The sequence below is a fragment of the Idiomarina sp. OT37-5b genome (assembly GCF_002968395.1).
Lineage (GTDB): Bacteria > Pseudomonadota > Gammaproteobacteria > Enterobacterales > Alteromonadaceae > Idiomarina > Idiomarina aquatica.
Map to the genome: position 1 here is coordinate 2,695,762 of NZ_CP027188.1, position 18,669 is coordinate 2,714,430.

General features: G+C 47.7%; 13 protein-coding genes. 6 read left to right on the forward strand and 7 right to left on the reverse strand.

The window, feature by feature from the left end:
- Positions 1-39 precede the first annotated feature (39 nt).
- Positions 40-3,210: a type I restriction endonuclease subunit R gene (locus C5610_RS12675; protein WP_105307480.1), complete on the forward strand. Its 3,171-nt coding sequence runs from the start codon at positions 40-42 to the stop codon at positions 3,208-3,210.
- A 28-nt stretch (positions 3,211-3,238) separates the two neighbouring features.
- On the opposite strand, the gene mcrC is transcribed toward C5610_RS12675, so the two are convergent.
- The 3 genes from mcrC to C5610_RS12690 form a co-directional block, all read right to left on the reverse strand.
- Positions 3,239-4,348 (reverse strand): 5-methylcytosine-specific restriction endonuclease system specificity protein McrC, encoded by a 1,110-nt coding sequence (mcrC, locus tag C5610_RS12680; protein ID WP_222842998.1) that lies wholly within the window; start codon positions 4,346-4,348, stop codon positions 3,239-3,241.
- On the reverse strand, positions 4,341-6,557 hold the full coding sequence (locus tag C5610_RS12685; protein WP_105307481.1) for an McrB family protein: 2,217 nt from the start codon (positions 6,555-6,557) through the stop codon (positions 4,341-4,343). The genes mcrC and C5610_RS12685 overlap by 8 nt, the downstream gene beginning before the upstream one ends.
- A 230-nt stretch (positions 6,558-6,787) precedes the next feature.
- Positions 6,788-8,797: a hypothetical protein gene (locus tag C5610_RS12690; protein WP_105307482.1), complete on the reverse strand. Its 2,010-nt coding sequence runs from the start codon at positions 8,795-8,797 to the stop codon at positions 6,788-6,790.
- Positions 8,798-8,992: 195 nt separating this feature from the next.
- On the opposite strand from C5610_RS12690, the gene C5610_RS13765 reads away from it, so the two are divergent.
- Both C5610_RS13765 and C5610_RS13605 read left to right on the forward strand, forming a co-directional pair.
- Positions 8,993-9,124, forward strand: a complete 132-nt coding sequence (locus C5610_RS13765; protein ID WP_262339882.1) for a hypothetical protein — start codon at positions 8,993-8,995, stop codon at positions 9,122-9,124.
- A complete protein-coding gene (locus tag C5610_RS13605; RefSeq protein ID WP_158682702.1) occupies positions 9,105-9,359 on the forward strand; it encodes a helix-turn-helix transcriptional regulator in 255 nt (84 codons plus the stop codon). Before C5610_RS13765 ends, C5610_RS13605 begins: the two co-directional genes overlap by 20 nt.
- Positions 9,360-9,402: 43 nt before the next feature.
- Here C5610_RS13605 and C5610_RS12695 read toward each other — a convergent pair whose 3' ends face one another.
- The 3 genes from C5610_RS12695 to smrA all read right to left on the reverse strand — a co-directional run bounded on the left by C5610_RS12695 (position 9,403) and on the right by smrA (position 12,272).
- Entirely contained in the window at positions 9,403-10,614 is a 1,212-nt protein-coding gene (locus tag C5610_RS12695) for a tyrosine-type recombinase/integrase (protein ID WP_262339883.1), read from the reverse strand.
- 197 nt (positions 10,615-10,811) lie between these two features.
- Entirely contained in the window at positions 10,812-11,675 is an 864-nt protein-coding gene (locus C5610_RS12700) for a YicC/YloC family endoribonuclease (protein WP_105307484.1), read from the reverse strand.
- 9 nt (positions 11,676-11,684) lie between these two features.
- Entirely contained in the window at positions 11,685-12,272 is a 588-nt protein-coding gene (gene smrA, locus C5610_RS12705) for a DNA endonuclease SmrA (RefSeq protein WP_105307485.1), read from the reverse strand.
- Positions 12,273-12,399: 127 nt separating this feature from the next.
- Here smrA and rph point away from each other — a divergent pair, with 127 nt between their 5' ends.
- Positions 12,400-13,113 carry a ribonuclease PH gene (rph, locus tag C5610_RS12710; protein WP_105307486.1) on the forward strand — a complete coding sequence of 238 codons (714 nt, stop codon included), beginning with the start codon at positions 12,400-12,402 and terminating at the stop codon, positions 13,111-13,113.
- Positions 13,114-13,131: 18 nt separating this feature from the next.
- Positions 13,132-13,773: an orotate phosphoribosyltransferase gene (gene pyrE / locus C5610_RS12715; protein ID WP_105307487.1), complete on the forward strand. Its 642-nt coding sequence runs from the start codon at positions 13,132-13,134 to the stop codon at positions 13,771-13,773.
- 200 nt (positions 13,774-13,973) lie between these two features.
- Here pyrE and C5610_RS12720 read toward each other — a convergent pair whose 3' ends face one another.
- Positions 13,974-15,653: a cyanophycinase gene (locus tag C5610_RS12720; protein WP_105307488.1), complete on the reverse strand. Its 1,680-nt coding sequence runs from the start codon at positions 15,651-15,653 to the stop codon at positions 13,974-13,976.
- A 409-nt stretch (positions 15,654-16,062) separates the two neighbouring features.
- Here C5610_RS12720 and C5610_RS12725 point away from each other — a divergent pair, with 409 nt between their 5' ends.
- Positions 16,063-18,660: a TonB-dependent receptor gene (locus C5610_RS12725; RefSeq protein WP_105307489.1), complete on the forward strand. Its 2,598-nt coding sequence runs from the start codon at positions 16,063-16,065 to the stop codon at positions 18,658-18,660.
- Positions 18,661-18,669 lie beyond the last annotated feature (9 nt).

Below are 18,669 nucleotides of genomic sequence, written 5' to 3' on the forward strand. Positions count from 1 at the left end.
AAGGTAATTTAGGCAAAGTATAGTTAAAGGACTAATGGAATGACCGAAGACCAGTTAGAACAACAATGCCTGGAATGGTTTGCCGAGGATGGCTGGGAAATTGCCCATGGTCCCGACATTGCCCATGACGGCCCCTACCCGGAACGGGTCGATTATAAGCAAATTCTGTTGTTCGCTGATCTTGAAGCCGCTTTACGCCGCATTAACCCGCACCTACCCGAAAGTGCCATCGAGCAAGTTGTTGCGGTTGTCCGCAAGCCCGACAGCCTGGACTGTGTTGTTAACAACCGTGAGTTTCATCGCTTGCTTATTGACGGCGTACCGGTTGAATACAAGAAGCAGGATAAAGTCATTCATGACCGCGCGTTTTTAATGGATTTTGGCGACCTGGAAGCCAATCGCTTCCGGGCCATTAATCAATTTACTATTGAAGGTTCAAAACAACTGCGTCGGCCGGACATTATCTGTTTTATTAACGGCTTACCGGTAGCGGTTATCGAGCTTAAAAGCCCCAGCGCCGAAAACGTCGATATCTGGGACGCGTTTAACCAGATACAAACTTATAAAGACGAAATTCCGGAACTGTTTGCCTACAACGAAGCGTCGATTATTAGTGATGGATTTAATGCCCGTGTCGGCTCACTCACCGCAAATCAGGAACGGTACATGCCTTGGCGCGTTGTCTTAAACGAAGACGATAAGCGCCCGTTAGAGCAAGAAATGGAAACCATGGTGCGCGGCTTCTTCAAGCGCGAACTGTTTTTAGATTACATTCGCTATTTTGTGATTTTTGAAAACGACGCTGACAACCTCATTAAGAAAATAGCGGGTTACCATCAATTTCATGCAGTACGCGAAGCCGTTCGTGCCACCATTGTTGCAGCAGAGCAGCAAAGTCTGGATGAAGTTGCGGAGAAGCGCGCAACCTACGCGGATGAAGTAGTTCCCGGCAGTAAAAAAGCCGGTGTTGTCTGGCACACACAAGGCTCAGGCAAAAGCATTTCCATGTGTTGTTACGCCGGAAAATTACTGCAACAACCGCAAATGAATAACCCGACGTTGATTGTCGTTACCGACCGCAATGACTTAGACGGTCAGTTGTTTGCAACGTTCAGCGCCGCTAAAGATTTGCTCAAACAAGAGCCGGTGCAGGCAGATAATCGGGACAAACTTCGACAGTTGTTAGCCGAGCGTGAGTCCGGTGGGATTATTTTCACCACGGTACAAAAGTTTGCGCTACTGGAAGATGAAAACGGCCATCCTATTTTAAATGATCGCCACAACATTGTTGTGATTTCGGACGAGGCACATCGCAGCCAATACGGTTTAAAAGCTACGTTGAAGAAAGATGGCAAATATAAGTTTGGTTACGCCAAGCACATGCGTGACGCATTACCCAACGCCTCGTTCATTGGCTTTACCGGCACACCCATTGCCAGTGAAGATAAAGACACCCGCGCCGTTTTCGGTAGCTATGTGTCTATTTATGACATTCAGGACGCGGTGGACGACGGCGCTACGGTCCCCATTTATTACGAATCACGCCTTGCCAAGTTGGACATCAATCAGGATGTTATCGAAGAGCTCTCCGAGCAGGTCGATGAGGTAGTCGAAGACGAAGAAGACGTGAGTGCCCGCGAGAAAACCAAAAGCGAATGGAGCCGCTTGGAAAAACTGGTGGGCTCTGGCCCTCGTTTGGCGCAAGTAGCTGAAGATCTGATTAACCACTACGAAACCCGCGCAAAAAGCATTGAAGGCAAAGCCATGATTGTGGCGATGAGCCGCGATATTTGTGCGCATCTGTACAACGAAATTGTGAAGTTACGCCCTGACTGGCACGACCCTGACCCTGAAAAAGGCGCGATTAAAATCGTCATGACCGGCTCTGCGTCAGACAAGCCGTTGTTGCAGCCACACATCTACAATAAGCAAACCAAAAAGCGGCTGGAGAAGCGCTTTAAAGACATTAACGATCCGCTGAAACTCGTCATTGTGCGTGATATGTGGCTGACCGGATTCGATGCGCCTTGTTGCCATACAATGTATGTCGATAAGCCAATGAAAGGGCACAACTTGATGCAGGCCATTGCACGGGTAAACCGCGTATTTAAAAACAAACCCGGTGGCTTGGTGGTTGATTACATCGGTATTGCTAACGAGCTGAAACAAGCGCTGAAAACCTACACCGATTCGCAAGGTAAAGGGCAACCGACACACAGCGCCGAGGAAGCTTTTGCACTGCTCCTGGAAAAGCTGGATGTCATTCATGGCATGTTTGCCAAAGGTCCGAACGCGGACGGTTTTGATTACACCAATTATAACGGTAAGAGCTACGAAGACGACCCAAACCAATTGCTGCTGGCAACGGCAAACTATGTACTCAGTCTGGAAGATGGCAAAAAACGCTTTCTGGACACGGTGCTGGCCATGAACAAGGCATTTTCATTGTGTAGCACACTGGACGAAGCGCAGAAATATCAAAAAGAAGTGGCGTTTTTAACGTCGGTAAAAACCGCCATTACTAAGTTCACCAGTGTCGATAAAAAACTCACGCAAGAAGAGAAGAACTCAGCGTTGAAACAAATTTTAGACAATGCCGTTCGCGCTGAAGGTGTGTCTGATGTCTTTGCCATGTGCGGGCTGGACAAGCCCAACATCGGTCTATTGTCTGACGAGTTTCTGGAAGATGTGCGCCAGATGCCTTACAAGAACTTTGCTGTTGAGCTGCTAGAAAAGCTGCTGAAAGACGACATCAAAGCCAAGACACGTAACAACGTAGTGCAGGAAAAGAAATACGCTGAGCGCCTGCAAGAGACATTGCGAAAGTACAACAACCGAGGCATTGAAACAGCTCAGGTCATCGAAGAGCTAATCGCCATGGCCAAGCAATTTCAGGAAGAGCTGGCTCGTGATGAAGCCTTGGGTCTCAACCCTGATGAAATTGCGTTCTACGACGCCCTCGCCGAAAACGAAAGCGCTGTTCGCGAACTTGGCGACGACACACTGAAGAAGATTGCCGTCGAAATTACGGACAAACTACGAAAATCCACCACGGTAGACTGGCAAGTCAGGGAAAGTGTCCGGGCAAAACTTCGAATTCTGGTACGCAGAACCTTGCGCCGATACAAGTACCCACCCGACCGCGCACCAGCCGCCGTCGAGCTGATTTTAAAGCAGGCAGAAGTGCTTTCTAGTAGTTGGACTGGGTGACCAAGAAAATTTCTATTTTGTACCAGGATTAAGCTAACAATAAGGTTAGCTGCTCCGTTATAGTACTGCTCTCGGCCCCCAAATCTACCGTCATAAAGCGCATCCGGTGCCCTTGAATTAAAACAAATTCATCAATATCAACACCGGTACTTGGGTGTAACAGCACGCCTTCACTATTGATGGAAAGGGGGTCTTCGTTTTGCTCTTGGCTACGCAAGTATGTATACAACTGATACAGGTAGCCTGATCGCAATGTCTCTGCCCTATGATAGCCTGGCCGCAGTAAGCTATTAAATTTTGTATCAATTATAATGCGTCGCCGTTCTTGCTGATTTTCTAACACAATATCTGTTTTCATTCCTGGGAATATCGAATCGGCTCCTGGAGATCTGTCATCGATCTGCCATGATAATTGTTTACCCGCATGCACCTGCCAGTTTGTTTCAGATAAACGTACATTAAAAAAGCCAGCCACAGCCTTCTCAAAAAGATACCTTAATCTCTGCTCATCACGAGTAGGATTGTGAAGTTGATAACTACCTTCCAACTCTGTCGGAATTCGTAGTTGGTAAGCCAACTTAGCTGCGAAAAACATGACTCGGTCCGCTTTATCATGTCGGCCGAACCACTCCTTCCAAACTTGTCTAAGTGACGGAGCATTACCAATAACCCCGCGCAAACGCATTTTTTTACTTAGTTGAATACAACGTTTAGCGAGGCTCTTATGGGTTAACAAGTTACTCAGATGTTCAAGAGCACCGCGAACAAAACAGTTTCTGGGCGTATTCAGAGTCAGCGTCTCAAAGGTACACATTACTTTACCCTGACGCAGTAATTGTTGCTGCTCCGTTCTTAAAAGTTCAACACGACCTCTAACCCGCGTTAGCGACTCGGTGCGAGAAACATAGGTTTTAGTGAGCGAGTTCCGTAATCGTTGCTCAACTTGGCGACATAAAATTTCAGCAATAAGTTCAGACGTGTCATCACCAACACTTTCAAGATCGACAGACTGCAAATACCCGGCACGGTAGAACTCCGATGCATAAAGTACCAGAAGCCAGATATTTCTGATTGGAATACCGTGCTGTGTTAGCCGTGGTTGATAACCGTCTGGGTTAGTCAAAGGTTTACTAATCACTGTTCCCTCGAAGGAGTTTTAAACCATCGTCTACTCGTTCTGGTCGGTCAAACCAATATTCTTCCAATAGTGGTCTCAACTCGGTTTGTATAACCTCTTCGAACCACTCGTTGACATCAGCCAAGGCTTGTTCTTTTGGCGTTACATAACTGTGTCCAATAAGAAAATCTTTTCCCAATGCATCGTCATCTGCAATCATTTGGTTCAGTGCTCGCATCCGCTCACCGATGCTATAAGCGTCTTGTTCTTTTATTTTTGCTTTTTGCACCAACCAGTGAATCCAGCGTTGATTAAATTCCGGCTCCAAATCAAAAAAGCTAAATCGCCTGCGAAGCGCATAATCCATCATCGTTAATGAACGGTCAGCGTTGTTCATTGTGCCGATGATATAAAGATTGGCTGGGATATAGATCGGTGCTTCTTTTTCACGCATATGGCTTAGCTCTAGACCATAAAGGCGCTCACGTTTATTTGCTTCAATCAACGTAAGCATTTCTCCAAATATCTGCGCTGGATTGCCTCGGTTAATTTCTTCAATAACGACTACGATATGCTTCGTGGGATTTCGTTTGGCCGTTTCTACAGCTCTCATCAATGGCCCATCGACTAGTTGAAGTTTGCCATCAGCACTTGGTCGCCATCCCCGCACGAAGTCTTCATAAGATAGTGTCGGGTGAAATTGCAATGCGACAATATTGTTTAATCGCTGTGCACCCATTAAGCAAAACGCGAGACGTTTCGATAACCATGTCTTTCCGGTGCCTGGTGGGCCCTGCAGGATTATATTCTTTTTAACTCTAAGCCGTTCAACCATCCTATTTAACGTGTCGGCAGCTATAAAACATCCTTCACCAACCAGGCGCTCAACATCATAAGGCTCGGCTTCTGGCTCTATATCACCGTCATCATCGCAGATTGAATCGAGCGGGTCGTGCTCATCATCTACATCGTTCCAAGCCTTATAAGAGAGCTCGACGAAACTCTTTGCGATAGCGTCACTTTCAGTGAACCAGGCTTTTAGCTGGTCTAACAAATTTAGATAATCTTGGCCTGTAAAGTCCTTGTACTTTGAGTCGATAGGAAACTCTATATCAAGCTGTTCTTGCAGTAAGCGTCTCGTATTTTGATCGAGAGGAACAAAGTGGTTAGGTCTAGCCCAGTAAAAGCCAAAACTCGGTGTCCAGCGAAGCCCTCTCTGCTGTATTACCCGGTCAAACTTCTTCCCAAAAGCCGGCTTTAACTCATCTTCACGACCTTCGTCACAAGCCTCCGCGTAATTGATCACTGACTCAAAAATATCCCACAATCGATCAATATCGCCAGGATCACGCTTATCCTTTGACGAAAAGAACCACGACTTCTGATTATTCATAATGGGAATACCATCAAACCCATCTGGTACAGGCGCTTCCACTCCTATGAGCTCACCTAAGGCATTACATATTGCTTTACGGTTCTCACTCGTTAGCGAGCGGTTAAAAGACGCCATGACTGTAAATGGGCAAATATCATCCAGAATTTCTCGAGTTCCATCTTCATTTGGAGTCGATAGAATTTCCAGGTATGGCGTTTCTTTTTGCTGGATTAGCCTATCAATGCCTGTTAGCAAGGTTTTTCGATCGTTCTTAAAGCGGAGCAGTTTGTTAGCGAACTCCTCGTAGAAGGGTACCCACGAAAACTGCGGTAATTCTTCAACTAGCTGATCAGTCGCACTTGGTTGATAGCGTTTACCCCAAAAACTCTTTTCTAGGAAATAATCTAGATCCTGTGGCTGACCATGAAACACAAAGTCGATTAACTGCTCGGTCATCTCACCCCGTCTTGGGTGATTAAAGTCAGGCTTCCAGATCGACTTTTGGTATGTGTAAAAGAACCATTCTTTAGGTGGCTCGATCCGTTGTTCCCAGTCAACTTCAACAACTCGCCCGTCTCCACGATTTTTCGTAATTGTGCCTACCGCCTTAATCCCCATCACCGAGACCGGCTTATTATGGTTATCGAATGGTAGGTCTTTTTTGCGCACATATGACGCTTTGATCGCAATTCGATCGCCGGGTTGCATAGACTTTATTGTATCGGCGTAACGGTTCGGGCTTTTTTGTGAAGGCCAAAATTCCCAAATGCCGTTCTCAACCAAATAATCCGTCATATCCTCACTATGTCCGCGTGAGGCTCCGACAAGCCAGTAGTTAATGTTCTTTTCTTCCACGCTCTGTCCCTGCACTTAGTTGAATCTAGGTGATGCAAACTACAATACCAGTAACGACTTAAAATAGAAGGTCACCGGGCAATGAAGTGAATATGAACAAGACTAAATATGATACAACCGTACGCGAATTCTTGTCCTCGGGGGGAAGGATCACTATTCCAACAGCATTTGAATCTGCTGGCGATTCACGTTGTGAATGAATCGCCAGCGATCTTAATAACGTCCAAAATTCACGAAGTCACTGAGCCCTTATTACTTTCACTAGCATGCAACTCCTTTAGACGGGCAGCATATTGTGACAGCGGTTGCCGCGGGATAGTTTCTCTAGCCCGCATATTTAGCTTTTGCCAGATCGTTCGGATACGGTGTTCTGTAATTTTATAGCCTTCATTGTTTAACATCCGGACCATTTTTTTACGATTCATTTTCGGATGCTCGAGCGTATACTCTAACAACCTGAACTCTCCATCACGCACCATTTTTTCAAGTTTTTTTCTGCGCAAAATGGCAGGTTCCACCACTTGTCGAATCATTTTGGAGTTGTATTTCCAGCCGTCCTTCTGCTTCTCGTAACAGTCCAATAGTTCCTGCTTGTCTTCAAAGCACGTGCAAAGTCCGAATTTTCCGTTTTTTAAAGCATTGATTGAGGCAGCATTAGAGTATTTCTGACCGCACTTACAGGTTATTGAAAACTCTGTTGTAGCACGAATTCTCTCGTCGTTAAGCTCCATTTGACTGCGTGAAAAGTCAATCAAATAGCCCCGGTCTGCCGCCAACTCAATCGCACGAATAACAGATGCTTTAGTTCCTTTCGCCGAAACTCTACAGCAATGTTTACCCATGCCGGCCATGATATCTACAGGTCGGCGTTTTCTTGTATGTTCGTGTGGACACCAAACCTCTATCTCAAAAAAATCGTTCACATACTCGCCAACCACGGTAATTCCAACTTTGTCACAAAATTCAAAAAAAGCTCTCTTTTTGCGCGCATACACATTGGGAACGAGTTCTCTGTTTAGCCTTGCATAGCACTCGTATACCGCCTTTTTAAAGCCTTCTTTACTCTTAGCAATCTTATCTTTTGCCGCAAACACATCTGGCGCGGCTTTTGCCAGAATAGGTAAGAAATGTGAAATTGCTGTTGCTACTTTTTTCCTGCCTGAACAACTCGCCAGAGCGCTTTGTATTGGTTTCAGGTCTATGCGAATTAGTTGAACTCCATGCTCTTCTAGGAGTTGGTTTTTCCGTGCGTCGCGCCTTAGGTTTTTAGTGTTAAAATAATACTCGTTTGGATCTGAATGGTGAGCACCATCGATTTCAATCGCCAGCTGAAATTTTTCTAAATAAAGATCTAAGTGCATACCTTCGAGCCAATGTGGTCGAGCAAATATTTTGATTTCGTCCTCAGACACAAACTGGCTCACTATCGCATAGCCGATCATCTCAACGTGGTTAACGACGGCTGCACAATAGGGACAACCAGTAGCGCCATACAGCAAGGTGGAAACGCTTACGGTTTTCTGCCATCGTTTTTGATGACCGGCATACCCGCAGGTCACCGCACACTTATAACCAGAACTTACTTTGGTTGCTAAATTGTCCCTCCCCGGCACAAGCTGACCCTGCTGCCTTGTTTTCACAGATAGTAACTTTATACCTCGTACCGCGGCCGCCCTCTGCAAGTCTTCTAGTGTGTATTTCCAATGTTCCGTGCTCATAACGCATGAGCACGATTTACAGACAGCAAAACCATGCTTTAAACGATAACCATTCACAACATCTGCAACTGTCTTCGTATGGGGCTTAGAGCACTCAACACAACATAGATTAAGCTTTAACTCTTTGTCTGTCATGCTACTTCTGTCTGGTATGTGGAAGCATTCAATCTTACTCGCCATGGGGTGGGATCTAATCGCTTGATAAACTCGCGCACCAAGGTGGCCGACCGCCTTTGTGACTTGGCTTTGCTCACGAAGACATAGTGCGCAGAAGCACTGAGACTTCTCAATGCGCCGATACAACGTTGCTGTTGATATTTTCCCGGCTGCTGGATCATCCATTGAATATGCAAATTTGTGCTTTTCGCAGCCAACAAGATAAAGATTTTTAACTGTTTTAAAGAATTTTTCTGAGCAATCATTAATTGAGATGAAATTACCGTCCGGCGACGCAGCAACAATTTTCACTTGTTGCTTTGCAGCATCTGCTATTAGTTCAGTCAATTTTAAACTTGCTGGCATAAAACACCTCTCACTCTAAAACTACTTATAAAAAGCAGTGCTCTCTAAAAGCCATCAACTTGGTTAATAAATAGCCAGACTCAGCTGATTTATCAACATTGATCATTTAGACCCTGCGAATTCGGGGGTTCTGTTCAAATCACTCTCGTTTTTTTCGTTCAAAATTATTTCTCCTGTTAATGAGGAGAAGCGCCTATGCGACGTGTAAACGAAATACTTGATGAACTTTTATACATTTTCGAAAACCGCGAGTTTCATGACGAACTGGCTTTTGACGACTTTGATGAGCAGAACTGGAGTGATGAATATGACAACGACGAAATTTAAAAATCGTGCGCCTGTAATTTTTGATGTTTCGCCAGAACAGCGAGCTGATGCTTTGCGGCGGCATGAAGTTAGCGAAAAGCTGCTCGACGAGAAGCAAAGGCGAGCAGCGACAGGAATCAGCAGATCAACTTGGTACCGGTTAACAACGCAAAACAGAGCTCCTAAGCCGCGAAAAATCGACAATAAAAACAGGTACTTGTTAAGTGACTTGATTCTGTTTTTTGAGCTTTCGTGATGAATTCGGGGGTGGTAACACCCCCATTTTTTCGTTATCAACATTACAGTATCGGCTTTAAATGTTTCGCCAATACTTCTAATGCATCACGGCGTTCGTTAAAGTAGTCGTGCCTGTTGTAAACATGCTCAACACCTCGCAGTTTGTGATTTAAACATCGCTCCGCAATATGCGTTTGTACCCCCAGTTCTGCGAGTAATGACCGGCATGTTCTTCTTAAATCGTGTACTCGAAAGTACTCTACGTTCTTAATTTTCGCCTTAACCTCACGTCCCCAATAAATTCCGAAGAGCGCAGCAATTGCTCTATTCAGCGTATCCCCGCTGACGCATGCTCGTTTCGATGAGCGACGCGCGGGAAAAACATAATCACTATTTGCAGCCATGAATTTTAACCGATTTAGCAGTTCTAATACTAAATCCGACAATGGAATTCGAATCGAAACTCCTGTTTTACTTCGGTTCGAAGGTAACACCCAAACGCTGGTATCCAGATCGAACTCTTCCCATTTAGCTTCTAATAGTTCACTTTTTCGAACTCCTAAAAGTAACAGCAAACAAACCGCTAAATAATTAGAATGCCCAAAACTCGCTTGGTTCTCGCGCATAACGCGTAAAACCTCTTTCAGTTCGTTATAACTAAGCACTCTGTCTCTACTTTTTTCCACGCCGCCTGCATCGCTGATTCGAAACGCTGCAGCCGGATTGTTTTGTGTGAGGTCAAGGCGGATTGCATGATTAAAAAATTGTTTTGCATACATCAAAACATCATTTGCGATTGAAGGCCGACCGGACTCACGCACTCGCCGAATGATTTCGCGTATATCTCTCGCCGTAACCTCACCAACCGCTAATGTACCGATCACCGGTGAGATTTCTTTGGAGTAAAGGCGTTTGGGAATATTTGGATGTTTCAGCCGAACATTCAAATCATTCTCATACCAGTCCTTGAAAACGTCGTCGCAAGTCTGTAAATGCAGCCACTTTTCTCGTTGCGCCTCAACAATAACGTCCTGACCCTGCCTCACTGCATGTCGATGTTCCTCCGCAACATTACGAGCTTGCGCAAGTGAAAGAGCTGGATACTGACCCAGGGTCATTTCACGCCGTTTTCCTAAGTGATTCGTAAACCTGAAGCTGAAATAGGGCTCTCCTCGCTTGGGAATCACAAAGTACAAACCTCGCCCGTCGGAGATCTTGATTTGATCTCCGATCCTTACCAAACGATCTAATTGTTTAACCGTTAACGCACCCACACCTGTCTCCATACGCTAGCTATGCAGACAATAATGTACTCACCAGCAAATTGAAGTCAATAGGTGGTGAGTACTAACCATTGTACTCACCATTAATTCGGAGAAATTACGAAATGACTGAATAGGATTGAATAGCCAATTTTTATTTTATCTTTTATTTTCAGCATCTTAAGTTAACAATGAAAAAGACTAGAAAATCACTCTATGTTTTGGATCTGCTCACGCATCTGCTCAATCAACACTTTCAAATCCACGGCGGCGGCGGTGATGTCGGCGTTAATGGATTTAGAGGCGAGGGTGTTGGCTTCGCGGTTGAACTCTTGCATCATGAAATCGAGGCGACGTCCGCACGGCCCACCTTTTTTGAGGATTTTGCGGGCTTCTTCTACGTGAGCGTCCAAACGATCGAGCTCTTCAGCAACGTCGACTTTTTGCGCCAGCATGATCATTTCCTGTTCAAGGCGCTGAGGGTCAAGTTCGATTTTCGCTTCTTCGAAACGGGTTAGTAAGCGCTCACGTTGCCATTTCATCACTTCTGGCATACGTTCACGGACAAAAGTTACTTGTTTACTGACACCATCAAGGCGTTCCTGCAACATCCGGTCAATGGCCGCGCCTTCGCTTTTGCGGTTATCAATAAAGTCAGCGGTGGCTTTATCCAGCGCCTGCAAGATTTCATGTTGCAAAGCGTCCATATCCTGCTCTTCGGCGCTCACCACGCCGGGCCACTTTAATACGTCAATCGGGTTGAGTTGTCCGGCCGCCGCGTGCTGACTGACCCATTTAGCACCGGCAATAACACTTTTCGCCAGCTCTTTATTGATCGATAGTTCGGTCTGACGTGTTTCGTCCATGTGGACATACAGCTTGCATTCGACTTTGCCGCGCTGCAGTTTTTTACGGAATTGATCGCGCAGGGTGTTTTCCAACGCACGGAAGTTTTCCGGCAAGCGGAAAAAGGTTTCCAGATACCGCTGGTTTACCGAGCGTATCTCCCACGTTGCGGTACCCCAATCTGCTTTATGTTCGTAGCGAGCATAGCCCGTCATACTTTGAATCATGGTCTTTCCTTATTTTTTCGCGTGTTTTTCGCGATTTTTTTGTTTCTGTTCGGCGTTTTTCTTCAGCATCACATACACTGCACCGCGGCCACCGTGCGGTCGTTGCGCGCTGTGAAAGGCTAATACCGGCGGCATCTCGCGCAACCATTTGTTGGTGTAACTCTTTATTAATGCCGGATGCGGCTTGCTGTGTTTGCCCTGGCCGTGAATCACCAACGCGGTACGGATACCAGCCTGGTGACAGTCCTGAATGAAGTTAAACACCGCTGTACGGGCTTCCCGTAGTGTGTGGTGGTGCAAATTCAGGCTTGCCTCCATCGCATAACGGCCTTGTTTAAGGCGTTTAAAAACACCGGTTTGCACGCCATCACGTTGATATTCAATCACTTCGTCCGGCTCAACCAGCTCAACGTATTCGGTCGAAAGAAAATTCACATTTTCCTGTTCTTCCGCTTCCGCCGCCCGACGCCGCTCCTTCTGCGCTAATGTCGGCTCAAACGCTGTGCGGATATCGGCCACCTCATCGCCGACTAAGGGCGTTACATCGTTCATTTCCTGGCGGAACAATTCAAACTCTTCGTCATCTGAACGCGACATACTGCCTCCCGCTCATCGTTGCTTGTCGTATAGTGTAATACGTTGATGGAGGTTAAGCGATCCATTAACTGCACGAATTTGCTACAATACGTGCTCATAAACCTTCAAGCCAATCACAGGAGATGCCATGCGTCCAAGCGGCCGTACTGCCCAACAAATTCGTCCGGTTACCATTACTCGCAATTTCACCAAACACGCGGAAGGCTCAGTACTTATCGAGTTTGGCGATACCAAAGTACTTTGCAATGCTACCGTTGAAACGGGCGTACCACGTTTCTTAAAAGGTCAGGGACAAGGCTGGGTAACGGCTGAATACAGTATGCTGCCACGCTCGACGCACACTCGTTCGCAGCGCGAAGCTGCACGTGGTAAACAAGGCGGCCGCACCATGGAAATTCAACGGCTGATCGCCCGTTCTCTTCGTGCCTGCCTCGATTTAAAAGCGCTGGGTGAGAACACCATTACGTTGGACTGTGATGTGTTACAGGCTGACGGTGGTACCCGTACGGCGTCGATCACCGGTGCCTGTGTGGCGTTGGTCGATGCAATTAATTACATGCGCAGCAAAGGCTTAATTAAAGTGAACCCATTAAAGGAAATGGTTGCGGCCATTTCTGTCGGCATCGTCAATGGCGAACCGGTCAGCGACCTCGAGTACATTGAGGACTCAAAAGCAGAGACCGACATGAATGTGGTCATGACCGAAGCCGGCAAGTTTATTGAAATTCAGGGCACCGCCGAAGGCGAAGCCTTCAGCTACGATGAAATGCAAAGCCTGGTGGAAATTGCCCGCCACAGCATCAAAGAGCTGATTGATATCCAGAAATCGGCATTGGCGTAAGCGGTCAGGAGTCACACAGTGAAAGACTATCAAAAACAGTTTATTGAGTTTGCCATCGAGCGAGGCGTGCTAAAATTTGGTGAGTTCACGTTAAAATCAGGTCGCACCAGCCCGTACTTTTTTAATGCGGGTTTATTTAACAAAGGTTCGGACCTTGCCAAGCTGGGACGCTTCTACGCGGCCGCACTGATGGATGCAAATGTCGACTTTGATGTGCTCTTTGGCCCAGCCTACAAGGGCATTCCCATTGCTACGGCAACCGCTGTAGCATTATACGACCATCATCAGAAGGACACGCCGTACTGTTTTAACCGTAAAGAAAAGAAAGACCACGGCGAAGGCGGTAACCTGGTCGGCGCTGAACTGACCGGCAAGGTCATGCTGGTGGACGACGTCATTACCGCCGGCACGGCCATTCGTGAATCCATGGAAATTGTCGAAGCCAATGGCGCCAGCCTGGCCGGTGTGCTGATTGCACTGGATCGTCAGGAAAAGGGCAAAGGCGAATTGTCCGCCATTCAGGAAGTGGAACGCGACTTTGGTGCGACCATTATCTCTATCGTTGGCCTTAATGACATCATCGAATTCTTGAAAGACGATCCGGAGTTCAACGAGCACTTACCAAAAGTACAAGCCTACCGCGAGCAATACGGCGTGTAGGTTGCGCCTTTGGCGCAACACAAAAGCGGACGGGGGAGGATTGCTGGGCATCTTAACCCCTTTTTCAAAAGACGCCCGCAAGTACGTCCCTGTAGGGCTTGACTGGCGCCATCCCTGGCGCCAGACACTTTTGAAAAAGGGGGTTTTCGATGCCTTAACGCAATCCACCCCCGCCCACTTTTCAGCGCGATTAACGCAGGTTATAGCTGCTCTTCTGGTTGGTAAGCAATACCAATTTTGCCGTTAATGATTTGACATTCACCACCTGCGCTGGCCGTACGGCTGCTGTCATCGATGCGTGCAACCAGACGGTAGTCGTTATTTAATAACGTCATTTCTTTACGATCGCCACACAATACTCGCATCGAATCGATTAAGCCGCGGTCACTCAAGAAGTTGGTGGTTGGCTCGGTTTTAACGATGTTGCTGCCTTTCGAAAACTCTGCCGTTTGCAGGCCAAACGGGTTCATCATACCGGACGCTCCAGCGACCAAATAATGAAACGTTGCCGCGACGGCGTTTGCTGCACCTTGCGCATGTTCAACGAAGAACACCCCACGTTCACCGATGATATCGAAATCGCCTTTTTCCAGATTTACCAGCATGGCGGTATTCTCATCAATACCGATGGATAGTGGCGTAGTGCTGTCAGCAGCTAATCGAATTAAACGGCCCTGCCGGCCACGCTCTGAGAAGTGTGTATCCAGGCTGGCAAAATGAAACAGTGCCAGGCCACCAAACGGGTGATAAGTCAGCGTATCAGGGCCGGTATTAGCCGGGCACGTGTTATCCAGGTCACAGCCGAACGGCGGTGGATTGGTGGCGACGCTGCCATCTTTAATTGCCGATGCTGTGGTACCGTTGGAAATCATTGGTTTTGCGGTTAACACCGCAGTACCTGCGCTGGTTCCGCCGACCACCAGCTTCTTCTGCTGGACTCTGGCGACGATCATACGCAGTAGATCTGATGGGCTGTTATCGTCCTTGACGAACGTATTACGTGTCAGGTTCTGGTCACCGCCATTAAAAAATATCGCGTCGGCATTGGCGAGCATTTCATACTCTGCTTCCGCGGACTTACAAAATTCTACCTGTTGCTGGTAATCGTCACGATGGACCCGATCCCGATCGTACGCACCGAGCACTTCTTCCTGAACCTCGTTGAGTTCGTCACAACGGCCTTCTGCGCGCGCTTCAACCACCGCTGAATCCAACGGCAACCAGCGTGCATCGGCGCCAAGCTGGGTAAATAAGCTGTGATAGAAATCGATGGCTTCATATGGGTCACGAGAGGCTGAGGTTGAAAAGTAAACGACCGGCTGCTTACCTTCTGCGACATTTTGAGCGGCAATGTCCATGAAGCGGCGGTACAGTGATGCAGCCTCTTGGTTCAATGATTCGTCGACATTGACCACTTCCGGGAAGTCACTCGACATCGGTACTTCCAGCAGATCAATGATCTTCGCATACTCGGCGTCAGACAGCAGGTTGTACGTTGGCAGTGTCGCCCGGCGGGTAAACTCGCGTTCGAAAACACGCTCGGAGATGATGTCTTCATTCACCCGTTCGTGAATCAACTCCAAGGCATCGACGACTTTCTTCCGGGTTTCCTCACGGTAGGCGCTCCAGACTCGGTCAGAGGTGGCCTCAAGACGAAATTTCTCGGATAGATTCAAATAACGGTCAGTGCGCATTTTTTCGCTATCAATCCAGTCAACCTCATCACAGTTGTTGGAATTAAAGCTTGAGCACAACGTCAGTGCACCACCTGCCATGAATAAATGGCGATAGTTGTCGTCATTTTCCTGAGCTACCGCGCTCGACATTCCGGCTGCCGTTAATGCAGCGAACGCAAGACTTTGAGTAACGCGCTTGAACATAAATTCAGACCTCTGTTGATACATCACCGCATACGTAGAGCGACACTACTATGCTATTTAGTAAAATTGACAGCCTTTCACGCTAATGCTATCCCTATAAAACAGTCAATGCTGACTGCGATAATAAGAACATTATAACGACTATGCTGAAAAAAGCTTATCAACTATCCAGCTATCACTACGATAGCTTCTACTTGTCAGAATGGTTTGACGAATAGGCCACGGTAACCGCCCGGTTACTGCGGCGAGCGTGTGTCAAATCACCTCTTCCGCTTTGGCTATCTAGCCAACTCATCGTTATTCATGAGCCGCCGTCTGTCCGATTTGTGACAGGACTCGTGACATAAAATTCCCTGCCGTTGAGCAGGTTTCTCTAAAAATAATTAAAAAACCACAAAGGAGATTTATTATGTCCAAGTGGAGTCTGATCGTACCCGTAGCGGGTCTGTGCCTATCCCCGATCGCGGCTGCTATGCAGCAAGCGCAGGACGCACAACAAACAGAACAACAACAAGACGTTGAAACTATCCAGGTCACCGGTTCACGCCTAAAAGGGGTGGACATGGAAGGTGCTAATCCAGTTCAAGTATTTAGCCAGGAAGATATTGTCGATCGTGGTCACCTTACCATCGGTTCGTTTCTGCGCGATTTACCTCAGGCGGCAACAGCCGGCACGTTTACCACCAACGGCAACGTCGGTGGTGCTGATGGTGCGCCGGCGGGTTCAGCCGGGGTTAGTTTACGAGGTTTAGGAAGCAGTTCGACATTGGTGCTGGTTAACGGTCGCCGTGTTAACGTCAGCTCGTTTGCCAATGGCTCCGATTCGTTTGTCAATGTGAACAACATCCCTATGGCGGCGATTGAACGGGTGGATGTACTCACCGACGGCGCGTCCAGTGTCTACGGTTCTGATGCCATCGCGGGTGTCATTAACTTTATTCTACGCGATGACTACGAGGGCCACGAACTCTCGCTGATGTACGGTGATGACACCGCCAGTTCCGATGCCAGCCGTGTCAATGCCACTTATGTCGGTGGTTTCTCCACCAAGAATTCAAACACCACGGTCATTCTTGATGTGGTCAAACAAAATGCTCTATTTAACTCAGACCGCCCCATCGATGTTACTTATGAGTCAAATACCTTTGTTGAAATCGACGGCACCGAATACGCCGAACCGTACTGCAACGACGGTACCGCGGTAGCCGGCGAGCGTTGTGATTATGACTACGTCATACAGCGTGCGATCCAACCGGATTATGACAACATGGGGGCTACGCTCAGTCACATTTATCGTATCGACGACACCACTGAGTTTTTTGCTGAAGCGATGTACCAACAGAATGAAGGGCACGCCTACGATTCGGGTGCGGCCTTTTCGGTTACCGTTCCTGCTGACTCACCGGTGATTCCCGATTGGGCTAAGCAAATCGATCAGCAGGACGGCAGCGAAGACCCTATCTATGTTGATTCCCGTTTTCCGGATCGCCGAACACAGAGTTACACCGATGAATCAATCCGGGTATTGGCCGGCCTGCGTGGTGAATTCGATTACTGGCAATGGGAAACCGCGTTAGCCTACGGCAAGACCGAAAATGAAATTCTGCATACCGGTGGCTTTTATTCAGTAGCCGCGGTCGATGCGGCAACGGCGGCTGGCGAGTTTAATCCATTCAACTTGGGGCGTGACAACAGCGAGGCTGTGCTGGCATCGCTACGCACATTAGCGCCTCGTCGTGGTGAATCGGAGCTTACCTCTTTTGATTTTAACCTCAGTGGCGATCTGTTCCAATTACCCGCCGGCTACGTTAAATCCGTCTTTGGGGGCGAATATCGTACCGAAGAAATTTGGGATAATCCCGCTGATATTGCCGCCAACAACGGTGTGTTTGCGTTAGGTGCGAGTCAGGCCGCTGCCGATCGTGACCAGTATGCTGTTTACGGTGAGTTTCATGTGCCGTTAACCGATACCATTGATACCATTTGGGCGTTGCGCTATGACCATTATTCCGACTTTGGCGGCGACACCAATCCAAAAGTATCGATTCGCTGGCGTGCAACCGATGATCTTGTCCTGCGTGCTTCGGCAAGTACGGGTTTCCGCGCGCCATCGCTTAACCAGTTGGGTGCCGGAACGTCATTATCCGCGGCCTACGTTGACTGTGAAGCAGGTTCTCCGTATGCCAGCTTATGTGGTGACAATGGCGCAGCGTTGGGCGAATTAGAGCTGGATCAGGAAACCATCGGTAACCCTAATCTCAAAGCCGAAAACTCAACCGCCTATAATACCGGTGTGTCATGGAACATTACTGAAAACTGGCAAGTTACCGCCGATTACTGGCGTTACGACCATGAAGATATTGTCGATATCGATGCCAATACAACGTTGGACGCCTGTGTTGCCGGTAACGCGCCTGTGGTCAACACCATTGCTGAATTAAACGGTGAGTTTGGCTGTGTGGTCGATGGTGACGGTGATATTTTTTATATGCGCACCGGCTACTTTAATGTTGGTGAGCAAACCACCGATGGCCTCGACATCAACACCAATTACGATCTCGACACAGACGCTTATGGCCAATTCAAATTGTTTGCAACGGCCACAAAGACCTTCAGTTATGAGCGTAAGGCCACCGAGGATGCCGAACCCGAAGACTTACTCGGTCGTTTAAGCGGGGCTGCCGAAATTGCCCGTCCTGATTTTGTTGCCGACTTCGGTGTGCAGTGGTATCAAGGCGCAATTGATGCCAGTCTGATCGGCCATTATGTCAGCAGTATGGGCGACGGTGACTTCCAGTGGGGCGGCAACACTGAGGTCGATTCCTGGCTAACCTGGAATGCCAGCTTTGGTTATCAAATTATGGACAACCACAAACTGTTGTTAACGGTCAGTAACCTGTTGGACGAGGAGCCACCTTATGCGTCATCGCCAACCAATGGCTATGCGTCGTCAATTCATGACTGGATGGGACGTGAAGTCGGTTTACGTTACACCGTTAACTTCTAACGGCAAACG

Coding starts and splice junctions, on each gene's coding strand:
- C5610_RS12675 (WP_105307480.1), top strand. CDS start 40: ATGACCGAAGACCAGTTAGAACAACAATGCCTGGAATGGTTTGCCGAG.
- C5610_RS12690 (WP_105307482.1), bottom strand. CDS start 8,797: ATGCCAGCAAGTTTAAAATTGACTGAACTAATAGCAGATGCTGCAAAG.
- C5610_RS13765 (WP_262339882.1), top strand. CDS start 8,993: ATGCGACGTGTAAACGAAATACTTGATGAACTTTTATACATTTTCGAA.
- C5610_RS13605 (WP_158682702.1), top strand. CDS start 9,105: ATGACAACGACGAAATTTAAAAATCGTGCGCCTGTAATTTTTGATGTT.
- C5610_RS12700 (WP_105307484.1), bottom strand. CDS start 11,675: ATGATTCAAAGTATGACGGGCTATGCTCGCTACGAACATAAAGCAGAT.
- smrA (WP_105307485.1), bottom strand. CDS start 12,272: ATGTCGCGTTCAGATGACGAAGAGTTTGAATTGTTCCGCCAGGAAATG.
- rph (WP_105307486.1), top strand. CDS start 12,400: ATGCGTCCAAGCGGCCGTACTGCCCAACAAATTCGTCCGGTTACCATT.
- C5610_RS12720 (WP_105307488.1), bottom strand. CDS start 15,653: ATGTTCAAGCGCGTTACTCAAAGTCTTGCGTTCGCTGCATTAACGGCA.
- C5610_RS12725 (WP_105307489.1), top strand. CDS start 16,063: ATGTCCAAGTGGAGTCTGATCGTACCCGTAGCGGGTCTGTGCCTATCC.